The following is a 10452-nucleotide window of genomic DNA, read 5'->3' on the forward strand; positions in this document are numbered from 1 at the left end:
CTCCAAGAGCTCAGTTCCTGGAGCGGATTTTCATGAGGAGGACCCATGTTCATCGAAACCTTATATAATATCTTTATCAGTAACTGGCCCATGTTTTTAAGAGGCGCCCTGGTGACCCTTGAAATTTCCATCATCAGTACCATCCTGGGTACACTGTTTGGACTGTTCATCGGGATCATCAGAACCATTCCTCAGCCTGAAAAAGGAATGAAGCGAGGCTTTCTGAAGTTCATCAACTGGATTCTTTCCGTATATATTGAAGTATTCAGAGGAACTCCAATGATCGTTCAGGCCATGGTCATCTATTTCGGCGTGGCCCAGACCTTTGCCATTGATATGAATAAAATCTTTGCGGCGATACTCATCGTCACCATCAATACGGGTGCCTATATGTCAGAAATTGTTCGAGGTGGCATTCTCTCCATCGACAAGGGACAGTACGAGGCAGCCCAGTCCATCGGTATGAGCCATTTCCAGACCATGATGAGCGTGGTGCTTCCTCAGGTAATCAGAAACATCCTGCCCGCCACCGGCAATGAATTTGTCATCAATATCAAAGACACCTCGGTGCTCAATGTCATCTCGGTCAGCGAGCTGTTCTTTGCCACCAAGTCTGTGGCAGGGGTAAACTTTATGTATATGGAGACCTATCTTGTCACGGCAATGATTTATCTGGTGCTTACCTTCACCATCACCCGTATTTTAAGGCTTGTGGAGAAGAAAATGGATGGACCTGAAAACTACAACCTCACCGGCAATCAGATGCAGGTGCTGAAACCTGAAGATCAGGTAAGACTGCAGGCGAAAGGAGGAAAGTAACATGGAAGCAAAAGAAACGATACTTGAAATCAAAGGACTGAAAAAGTCTTTCGGAGAGCGTGAGATTCTGAAAGACATCAACGTTTCTGTGAAGGAAGGTGAAGTCATCTCCATCATCGGATCCTCAGGATCTGGTAAATCTACTTTCCTCCGGTGCATTAATCTCTTGGAGACGCCTTCCGCAGGGGAGATTCTTTACCGCGGTAAGAACATTCTTGGAGACGATCAGGATATCAACGCCTACCGCACAAAGCTTGGTATGGTGTTCCAGCAGTTCAACCTCTTTGAGAACCATAATGTGCTCTCCAACTGTATGGTGGGGCAGATCAAAGTGCTGAAAAGATCCAAAGAAGAAGCAGAGGCGGTGGCCTTAAAGTATCTGAAGGTGGTGGGCATGGACCAATATGTCCATGCAAAGCCCAAGCAGCTTTCTGGTGGACAGAAGCAAAGAGTGGCCATTGCAAGAGCCCTTTCCATGGAACCGGATGTGCTTCTTTTTGATGAACCTACCTCGGCCCTTGATCCAGAGATGGTGGGAGAGGTGCTGAAGGTCATGAAAGAGCTGGCAGAAGCAGGACTTACCATGATGGTGGTGACCCATGAGATGGCCTTTGCAAGAGACGTGTCTGACCGTGTGATCTTCATGGATGAGGGGGTCATCGCAGAAGAGGGAGATCCTCAGGTGATTTTCAATGATCCTAAGGAAGACAGAACCAGAGCCTTCCTGCAAAGAACTCTCAGTGAAAACTAAAGAAGTATAAAAAGATCAGAGCCCAGTGGTTGATACGTTTCATCCACCAGGCTCTTTTTCGTTTACAGAATATTTACTTCAGTTTGTCCTGGTTTGTAAAGGTTTATGTTACGCTTACTGTATGTGACAGAAAGTGAGGTGCACAACTATGAGAGTTCTGGTGCTGAGTGATAAAATAACTGGTTCCAGTCAGAAGAGAGAAGACGAACTGTTCCACGATCAGTTCATGGACGAATCCGTTCTGTTTGTGGTGGAAGAGCTGAAAAAGCGCCATGAGGTATCCTATCTGGAAGCGGATCTTCATTTGAAGGAGAAGCTGAAAGAAGAAAGACCGGATCTGGTGTTCAACTTAGTGAATGGGACAGCTTTGCCTGGAGGAATCTCTTATGTGCCCAATGCTTTAGATGAACTTGGTATTCCTTATACCGGTTCTTCTGGAGCAGCTCATGGGAAGGCCTATGACAAAGGACTCACCATGAAAGTGCTGGGAAGTATGGGGGTTCTGGTGCCAAGATTCATGGAGATTACAAATCTTGAGGATCTGTCTGCCTTTCATCTGCCCTATCCTGTTCTGATTAAACCCAAAGATGGCGGATACAGCCGGGGCATCTTTAACGAAAATCTTGTGTTTACTCTGGAAGAGTTAAAAGCTCAGGTGGAACTTCTCCTTCGGGAAAAATACACCCCCCTTTTACTCTCAGAGTATATTGAAGGGAGAGAATTTACCCTGGGCGTTCTAGGAAACGGAGAGCATCTAGAGGTTCTGCCTCCCATGGAGGTGTCCTTCAAGAACCTCCCGGAAGACCTTCATCCATTCTACAGTTTTGAGGCTAAAGTAACTTTTGAAGACCATATAGAAAATAAAGTGCCTGCAAAGATTTCTGAGAGTCTACTTGAGAAGCTCCAGGTGTCCGCCCGTCATATCTATAGGACCTTAGGACTGTCAGATTATGCCAGACTTGATTTTCGGGTGAGAGGGGAGAAAGTCTATCTTTTGGAAGCAAACTCCCTGCCAGGACTTCATAAAACCCACAGTGATCTGGTGAAGATGATGGAAGCCACGGGCAGAACCTATGAGGATCTCGTCTGCAGCATCCTGGAATTTGCCATGGAAAAGCACCAAATCGGAGTGGCAAATCGGCTCATCAGCGGCAAATAAAGAAGCAGAAGAAAAATAGAGCAGCTCATTGTAAGAGGCTGCTCTATTTTTTCATTCTACTTTAGAACTCCACTTGAAACACGGCTTTTCCAAGAAGCTTTCCTTCTTCATGGAGTCTGTGCACCAGAGGGGCATCGGTGATGGGCCAGGTGGATGTTCTGATGGGGGTGATTTTGCCTTCTTCCAGAAGCTTCGTGATTTCAGAAAGATGGGTTTCATTTCTTTTGGTCTGAACAGATAGAAGGGTGATTCGGCTTCCCTCCGGAAGATCCGGCACCCCCGTGGTACTGACAAAGATTCCTTCTTCCTTCAGGAGGGGAAATAGAGAAAGCATGTCTTCTTTTTTCAGCGGTGCGAGATTTACAATCACATCCACTTTGGTGGGCATGGATTGCACAATATTCTCCTTTTTATAATCCATGATTTTTAGAAGGCTTTTTCCTTCAAGGAGTGATAAGCTTTCCGTGCCCGCCACTGCATAAATTTTTGCATCCATGGTTTTTGCCAAAGCTATGGCCGCAAGGCCCACCCCCCCTGTGGCTCCATAGATGAGAACAGACTGCCCCTTTTTCAGGAGGGTGCTCTTCATCAGTGCTTCATAAGCAGTAAGGTAGGAAAGGGGGATGGAGGCTGCCTCTTCATAGGTGAGCCTTGTTGGCATTTTGCATGCGTCCTCTTCCTTCAGGGTCACATATTCCCCATAGGATCCGTTTCTTCTGATGTCGAGATATCCATAGACATTCTCTCCGATCAAAAACCGCTCTGCCTGAGGACCTTTCGCAACGACGAGCCCTGAAAAATCAACGCCTGGCACGTGAAAGGGATCTAGCGTGATGATTTTCTGGAATACACCTTTTCGCACCAGTGCATCCGAAGGGTTAAAGGAAGCGCACTTTACTCTCACAAGAATTTCTCCCTCTTGGGGTTTTGGCACGTCCAATTTCATCAGGTGAAGCACATCAGGTGCACCAAAGTCCGTAAAAGCCATGACCTTCATTTCTTCCATTCTTCTCATCCTTTCGTCATTTCTTACCTCTACTATAGAACAGGGAAAGAGCTGATACAGCAGCAGATTGCATTATTTACAAAACCTTCTCAAATTAGAAATAATTGTGCATTCAGCCCTGATATAATAGAAATGATAGCGAGGTGAACTTGAAGTGGCAAAACGCCTATATTTCATTCCCAAGAGTTCCTATCAGGGGCTCATTGTGGAAAAAACAGTTAATTTTCCTGAAGTCAGGGGAGAACGGGCACATTCCATGAAAAAAACTTTAGATACCATGCTGCACGTGATCAGAGCAAAAGAAAGTGGTGGAGAGATTCTGGAAGTTTCCCCCTACGGCAGTGCCGTGGGAAAAGCGTGTACCCCTTGGCATCTGAAAATGAAGGACGAAGATGGAGTGGCGTATCCTGTGGCTGCGCTTTATGAAGCGGCCAAGGTGTTCGAAGAAGGAGGGCCTTACGAAGACTTAAAATCAAAGCGGCCTGATGAGATCCTGGCAGATCCTAGACTGCAACATTCCGGAAGTCTCATGGGGTTTCATTTTGAGCATGAAGCCTTCACCACAAACCCCAGGCATAAGTTCTTTGATTATCTCTACATCCGTGCATTGAAAGACCGGGAGGATCTCCACGAGGAACTGCTAAAAGCTGAGATACTCACCGATGTGACCTATCAGATGAGCAGTATGTATCTTAGTCCTGCACGGTCTGTTTCTTATTTTATCAGCCTATATAAAGAAGGACTTCTAGATAAAGTACTTTCCTCTTCGGAAGAGTTTGATCATCTGTATACCCTGACTTTTCCCTAGTGCACCGAAAGCTGTGGCCTGTGCCATGGCTTTTATCTGTTTAATAAACAATGAAATGGAGGCCGATCATGGAAAAAGCGAAAACGATCCCCATAAAACAATACATCTATAGCGAGAAAAACTATCAGGAGAGAGAAATTACCCTATCTGAGCTGGAGAGTCAAGAGAGTATCCTCCATAGCACATCCAATGAGAAATTCTGGCTCAATCTGGACGAGGAAGATCCTGCGCTATTAAAAAGTATCTGCGAACTGTTCAAAATCCATCCGCTGGTGCAAGATGATATCCTCCTAAAAGGGCAACGGCCGAAAGTGGAAGAATATCCTCATCATCTGTTCATTGTGGCAAAAATGGTCTACTTTAAAGATAATGAACTGATGATGGAGCAGATCAGTTTCATTCTTGGTAAAAATTATCTTCTGAGCTTTGGAGAAATAGAAGGAGATGTCTTTGATCGCGTCCGGCAGAAACTCAGTAAAGAGGGCACCGAAGTAAGAACAAGAGGCATCGACTTTCTTCTTTATCAGCTTTTAGATGCTCTTGTGGAAGGGTATTACAGGACATTAGAGATCATGGGAGAGAAAATCGATGTTTTGGAAGACAATATCATGCTACAGGCTGACAAAGAGGAGATGAGAGACATCCGGTCCCTGAAAAAAGATCTGCTCTACCTCCATAAATATGCATGGCCACTGAGGGAAATCTCTTCTTATCTCTCCAAGGATGATCCTCTCTTCATAAATAAAGAAACCTCCATGTATTTCTATGACATTCACAGCCAGCTCATGGAAGTCATAGACACCATCGAAACCTACCGGGAACTTCTGGCCGGGCTCATGGATCTCAGCCTTTCCAGTGTCAGCTACCGGCTGAATGAAGTGATGAAAGTTCTGACCATCATTTCCACCATCTTTATTCCTCTTTCCTTCATCGCTGGAGTGTATGGAATGAATTTCAAGTATATGCCGGAACTGCAATCCCCTTATGGTTATCCGCTGGCCTGGGCCAGCATGGGAGCGGTGGCTCTAGGCATGCTCTATTATTTCAAAAAAAAGAAATGGTTCTAACTTGACACAGTAGAAAAACTCCTTTATGATATGAGTATAGACACCCCCCTGGGGGTGGGGTAAGGAGGATACTATGGAACAAAGATATGATGTCACGGGCATGACCTGCTCCGCTTGTTCTGCTGCAGTGGAAAAAGCTGTAAAGAAGGTGCCAGGAGTCTCCCGTGTGAATGTGAGTCTCATGACCAATACCATGAGTGTGCTGCTGGATGATGGGGTCCAGGAGACAGAAGTCATCGAGGCAGTGAAAAAAGCTGGTTACAGCGCAGCTGTACATACCAAAAGAGGGGAAAAGACCGCTGTATCCGCAGCAAATCCCATCGAAGACGAACTGAAGGAAATGAAAATGAGGGTCATCGTGTCCTTTATCTTCCTCATTCCACTTTTATATGTGGCCATGGGAGAGATGATCGGCATGCCGATGCCTTCCTGGCTCACCGGAGTAGAGAATGCCATTACCTTCGCGTTTCTTCAGATGCTCTTATCGCTTCCGATCATCTATGTGAACAGAAAATACTACATCGTCGGATTTAAAGCACTGAAGCTGAAAGCACCCAACATGGACTCTCTCATCGCCATTGGCTCTTCAGCCGCATTCCTTTATGGCATTTATGCCATCTTTAGAACCGGATATGGACTGGGGCATGGAGAAACCCATATTGTCCATCAGTTCCTGCACGAACTCTATTTTGAAAGTGGAGCCACCATCCTTGCACTGATCACTTTAGGGAAGTTCCTGGAAGCAAGATCCAAAGGAAAAACCTCAGAAGCCATCAGTAAGCTCATGGATCTGGCCCCAAAGACAGCGCTTCTTTTCCGGGACGGAATAGAAGTGGAAGTGCCCATTGATGAAGTGTCCATTGGAGATGTTGTCATCGTAAAACCCGGAAACAGCATCCCTGTGGATGGAGTCATTCTGGAAGGCGCTTCTTCTGTGGACCAGAGCGCACTGACTGGTGAAAGCATTCCCGTGGAGAAGAACGTGGGAGACAAGGTCATTGCCGCCACCATCAATAAGACCGGATATTTCAGGTTCAGAGCTGAAAAAGTAGGGGATGACACCACCTTGGCACAGATCATTCAGCTGGTGGAAGATGCCAATGCCACCAAGGCTCCCATTGCAAAGATGGCTGATAAAATCAGTGGTATCTTTGTGCCTGCAGTCATCGGTATTTCCATTGTTACCTTCCTGGTCTGGTATTTCCTGGGATATGGATTTGAATTTTCCTTATCTCTTGCCATCACCGTCCTTGTGATCTCCTGTCCATGTGCCCTGGGTCTTGCGACCCCTGTAGCCATCATGGTGGGAACAGGTAAAGGGGCTCAGAACGGAATTCTTGTGAAATCCGCAGAAGCTCTGGAGACCATGCACTCCATCAACACGGTGGTGCTGGATAAGACTGGTACCATCACGGAAGGAAAACCTGTGGTCACCGATATCATCACCAAAGGAGACATCGGGGATGAAGAACTTCTTCTCATCGCCGCCTCCATCGAAAAGCCATCTGAGCATCCTTTGGCAGAAGCCATCGTAGAGAAAGCAAAAGAAAAATCCATGACATTGAAGCAAGTGGACAAGTTTAACTCCGTTTCCGGCATGGGGATCGCCGCCTTTGTGGATGGAAAACCTTACATCGCTGGAAACCTGGCATTAATGAAGGAAGAAGACATCTTCGTGGGAGACTTCCAGGAAGATGCAGACAGACTGGCAAGTGAAGGAAAAACGCCTCTGTTTTTTGGAAATCCAGAAAAGGTACTTGGGATCATCGCTGTGGCAGACGTGGTAAAGAAAAACAGCAAGCAGGCCATCGATCTCTTCAAAAAAATGGGGATTGATGTGGTGATGCTTACTGGAGACAATAAGAGAACGGCGGAAGCCATCAGGAATCAGCTGGGCATTGATAAAGTCATCGCAGAAGTACTGCCTCAGGATAAGGAGCGAGAAGTGCGTCTTATTCAGGAAAGCGGTCATAAAGTCGCCATGATCGGGGACGGCATCAATGATGCCCCAGCCCTGTCAAGAGCGGATGTGGGTGTTGCCATCGGAGCAGGAACAGACATCGCCATTGAGTCAGCAGATATTGTCCTCATCAAGAACGATCTTCTGGATGCTGTGACAGCAGTGCAGCTCAGCAGATCCACCATCAAGAACATCAAAGAAAATCTGTTCTGGGCATTCTTCTATAATGTTCTGGGCATTCCACTGGCTGCAGGTGTATTTTATCTATCCCTGGGCTGGAAGCTGACCCCGATGTTCGCCGCAGCCGCCATGAGCTTAAGCTCCGTATTTGTCGTGAGCAACGCGCTCAGGCTGAAATTCTTTAAACCGGTTCATGCGGATACTGTAAAGTAACACCTTTACGGCAAGATTCGTTCAGAATATATAAATAAACAAGAAATAACAAGAAAAACTAAAATAAATCATAAAGGAGAACTACATATGAAAAAAGTACTGGAAATCGAAGGAATGCACTGCATGGGATGCGTCAGACGCGCAACAGAGGCTCTAGAAGGACTGGAAGGGATCAACTCTGCCAGAGTGGACCTCAATGAAAAGAGCGCAGTTGTAGATATGGAGAAAGAAGTTTCAGAGGATCTTATGAGAGCTGCTCTCAAGGACGTAGCACTGGAACTTGTGGCAGTGAAAGAAAAAAAGAGTATCTTTGGATAGGAGGAGAGTGTAGATGCAGTCAGATAAAGAGCGGATGACACGGCTTCTCAAAACAGCCAAGGGTCAGCTGGAGGGTCTTCTGAAAATGGTGGAGGAAGACCGGTATTGCATCGATATTTCAAACCAGCTCATGGCGACCCAGGCCATCTTGAAGAAAGTCAACGCGGAGATTCTCCACGACCACATCCATCACTGTGTCCATGGGGCCTTTGGCACCGAAGAGCAGGAAGAGAAGATCAGTGAGATCATGCTGATCATGGATAAGCTCACAAAATAAAACAGAACGTGAAAAAGACTGGACCTTCAGGCAAGTAATGCCTGGAAGGGACCAGTCTTTTTATGTCTTATTATATACAGCTTAAATGACCCAGTTGCCGTTTCTGAAAAGAGCAACAGCTTCTCCATTTTTTCTGTAAGCGGTGATGTCCAGTTCAGGACCTCCCACCATGAAATCCACATGGATCAGGCTGAAGTTCGCACCTTTTTTGTCCAGTTCCTCCTGGCTCATGTTGGTGCCGTTCTTGATGGCATATCCATAGGCTCTGCCCAGGGCGAAATGAACGGAGGCATTCTCATCAAAGAGGGTGTTGTTGAAGAGGATTTTTGTATTGGAGATGGGAGAGTCATCCTGCACCAGAGCGATTTCTCCAAGCCTCACAGCACCTTCATCATTCTTCATGAGATTATCCAGGGTTTCATATCCTTTCTCTGCATAAAAGTCCACCACCTTGCCGTCTTTGAAGGTGAATCCGAACCCATCCACAAGATTTCCGTTGACACTCAGTGGCTTTGTAGCCTTCAGGGTTCCGTTGACCTTGTACGCATGGGGCGTGGTGAATACTTCTTCTGTAGGGATATTCGCCATGTAAGGCACCCCTTCATTGGAATCGTTGCTTCCACCAATCCAGTTGTGGTCCTCAGCCAGGTAAACCTCAAGATCCGTTCCTGGACCTACAAGATGAACCTTCTCAAAATCTGCCTCGTTGAGGAAATTCTCGTATTTCTTGAGATTGTTGTTGTGGATTTCCCAGGACTTTACTGGGTCCTCATGATCCAAGCGTGTTGCCTTGATGATATAGTCCCAAAGCTTTTCTACGGCCACATCCTCCGTGTCCTCCGGGAATACGGTTTTTGCCCAGCCAGAAGAAGGGACGGCCACGATGACCCACTTGGTGATGCCTGTCATTCTGTATTTCATTACAGGTGCCACAGCTTGGCTTGCAATCTTTTGACTGGTCTTCACCTTTTCAGGGTCTGCATCTTTCAAAAGCTCTGGATTGGGAGAAATCACAAAGACGTGATGATAGTTGTCTTCATAGATGTCTCTTGTGTTTGTAACCTTCCAGGAGGGGTATTCCTCAAAGACGTGGTCCTTTCCGTACTGATAGCGCATCAATGCAAACTCATCATCGTTCAGCACCAGCTCCACATGCTTTGCTCCGGAGAGATAGGCTTCCTTGGCCATGAGTCTTGACAGTGGAAGACCGTCGGTGGATGTGGTGATGATGAGGCCTTCTTTTTCTTTCAGGTTGATACCCACCTCTACAGCGAGTTTGGCATATTTTTCTAAATAAGGGGTCAGATCTTTCATAGTATCCTCCTTGAATCATGAATCTATTGTTTCCAATGGTTAGATTTTAACATATTGGAACGTTCTTTCAAAGAATCAAATGAGAAGTTCAAAAATAACATGAGATAATTGAAAATTTGCTGAGTACACCACCACATTGTAAATGTTTACAGTGGAATACTGTGAAAATTCGCAAAGATGACTTATACTAAACCTAAGGGTACGTTATGATAATAACAAAAAGTATCATTTGAAAGGGAATGAACATGAGAAAAACGAGAGAAGAAGCACTTCATTTACAGGAATTGCGCCAGAAAGCCCATACTGAGCTTGCCTGGCTTCAGCCGTGGGATGAATGGCGCTTGCGTGGCAAAACATATTGCAGTTTGAATCTCATACCGATACAATGTGTTTATGAGCTAAACATATAGAAGAACTCAAATAACTGTATCGCTAATCAATTATCATTTTGTATTCTGCCCTAGATACCGCAGGAAACGTATCGAGCGAAACCATAAGGCGGTATGTCGAAGAACAAAAAACGAGGGGGTGAAACTGTGCAAATAACTGTAAAAGCCAAGATGCTTCCAACATCAGAGCA

Annotated in this window: 10 protein-coding genes; 8 read left to right on the forward strand and 2 right to left on the reverse strand. The window is 45.8% G+C overall.

Annotated features, from left to right (window positions below):
- Window positions 1-45 precede the first annotated feature (45 nt).
- From T487_RS0114865 to T487_RS0114875, 3 genes are all read left to right on the forward strand, one after another.
- The gene (locus T487_RS0114865; RefSeq protein WP_031577923.1) at window positions 46-819 is read left to right on the forward strand and encodes an amino acid ABC transporter permease; all 774 of its coding nucleotides are present in this window, start codon (window positions 46-48) and stop codon (window positions 817-819) included.
- Between the two features lies 1 nt (window position 820).
- Window positions 821-1570 carry an amino acid ABC transporter ATP-binding protein gene (locus tag T487_RS0114870; protein ID WP_031577924.1) on the forward strand — a complete coding sequence of 250 codons (750 nt, stop codon included), beginning with the start codon at window positions 821-823 and terminating at the stop codon, window positions 1568-1570.
- Between the two features lie 148 nt (window positions 1571-1718).
- Complete coding sequence (locus T487_RS0114875; RefSeq protein WP_051651762.1) at window positions 1719-2729, forward strand: D-alanine--D-alanine ligase family protein; 1011 nt, start codon at window positions 1719-1721, stop codon at window positions 2727-2729.
- Between the two features lie 61 nt (window positions 2730-2790).
- Here T487_RS0114875 and T487_RS0114880 read toward each other — a convergent pair whose 3' ends face one another.
- Complete coding sequence (locus T487_RS0114880; protein WP_031577926.1) at window positions 2791-3735, reverse strand: NADP-dependent oxidoreductase; 945 nt, start codon at window positions 3733-3735, stop codon at window positions 2791-2793.
- A gap of 154 nt (window positions 3736-3889) precedes the next feature.
- Here T487_RS0114880 and T487_RS0114885 point away from each other — a divergent pair, with 154 nt between their 5' ends.
- The 5 genes from T487_RS0114885 to T487_RS0114905 all read left to right on the forward strand — a co-directional run bounded on the left by T487_RS0114885 (window position 3890) and on the right by T487_RS0114905 (window position 8558).
- Window positions 3890-4543, forward strand: coding sequence for a DarT1-associated NADAR antitoxin family protein (locus T487_RS0114885; RefSeq protein ID WP_031577927.1), 654 nt, complete (start codon window positions 3890-3892; stop codon window positions 4541-4543).
- A 68-nt stretch (window positions 4544-4611) separates the two neighbouring features.
- A complete protein-coding gene (gene corA, locus T487_RS0114890) occupies window positions 4612-5610 on the forward strand; it encodes a magnesium/cobalt transporter CorA (RefSeq protein WP_051651763.1) in 999 nt (332 codons plus the stop codon).
- Window positions 5611-5683: 73 nt separating this feature from the next.
- Window positions 5684-7963 carry a heavy metal translocating P-type ATPase gene (locus T487_RS0114895; protein ID WP_031577929.1) on the forward strand — a complete coding sequence of 760 codons (2280 nt, stop codon included), beginning with the start codon at window positions 5684-5686 and terminating at the stop codon, window positions 7961-7963.
- Window positions 7964-8050: 87 nt separating this feature from the next.
- Window positions 8051-8281 (forward strand): heavy-metal-associated domain-containing protein, encoded by a 231-nt coding sequence (locus T487_RS16770; protein ID WP_031577930.1) that lies wholly within the window; start codon window positions 8051-8053, stop codon window positions 8279-8281.
- A gap of 13 nt (window positions 8282-8294) precedes the next feature.
- The gene (locus T487_RS0114905; RefSeq protein ID WP_031577931.1) at window positions 8295-8558 is read left to right on the forward strand and encodes a metal-sensing transcriptional repressor; all 264 of its coding nucleotides are present in this window, start codon (window positions 8295-8297) and stop codon (window positions 8556-8558) included.
- Window positions 8559-8639: 81 nt separating this feature from the next.
- Here the strand turns inward: T487_RS0114905 and T487_RS0114910 are convergent, their stop codons facing one another.
- Window positions 8640-9872 carry an aminopeptidase gene (locus tag T487_RS0114910; protein WP_031577932.1) on the reverse strand — a complete coding sequence of 411 codons (1233 nt, stop codon included), beginning with the start codon at window positions 9870-9872 and terminating at the stop codon, window positions 8640-8642.
- Window positions 9873-10452 lie beyond the last annotated feature (580 nt).

The sequence above is a fragment of the Proteiniclasticum ruminis DSM 24773 genome, from assembly GCF_000701905.1.
In the GTDB taxonomy this organism is placed as follows: Bacteria; Bacillota; Clostridia; order Clostridiales; family Clostridiaceae; genus Proteiniclasticum; species Proteiniclasticum ruminis.

Bases quoted from the DNA above. Each gene is read 5' to 3' on its own strand.
- T487_RS0114865 (WP_031577923.1), top strand. From the start codon at position 46: ATGTTCATCGAAACCTTATATAATATCTTTATCAGTAACTGGCCCATG.
- T487_RS0114875 (WP_051651762.1), top strand. From the start codon at position 1,719: ATGAGAGTTCTGGTGCTGAGTGATAAAATAACTGGTTCCAGTCAGAAG.
- T487_RS0114870 (WP_031577924.1), top strand. From the start codon at position 821: ATGGAAGCAAAAGAAACGATACTTGAAATCAAAGGACTGAAAAAGTCT.
- T487_RS0114910 (WP_031577932.1), bottom strand. From the start codon at position 9,872: ATGAAAGATCTGACCCCTTATTTAGAAAAATATGCCAAACTCGCTGTA.
- T487_RS0114880 (WP_031577926.1), bottom strand. From the start codon at position 3,735: ATGGAAGAAATGAAGGTCATGGCTTTTACGGACTTTGGTGCACCTGAT.
- T487_RS0114905 (WP_031577931.1), top strand. From the start codon at position 8,295: ATGCAGTCAGATAAAGAGCGGATGACACGGCTTCTCAAAACAGCCAAG.
- T487_RS0114895 (WP_031577929.1), top strand. From the start codon at position 5,684: ATGGAACAAAGATATGATGTCACGGGCATGACCTGCTCCGCTTGTTCT.
- T487_RS16770 (WP_031577930.1), top strand. From the start codon at position 8,051: ATGAAAAAAGTACTGGAAATCGAAGGAATGCACTGCATGGGATGCGTC.
- corA (WP_051651763.1), top strand. From the start codon at position 4,612: ATGGAAAAAGCGAAAACGATCCCCATAAAACAATACATCTATAGCGAG.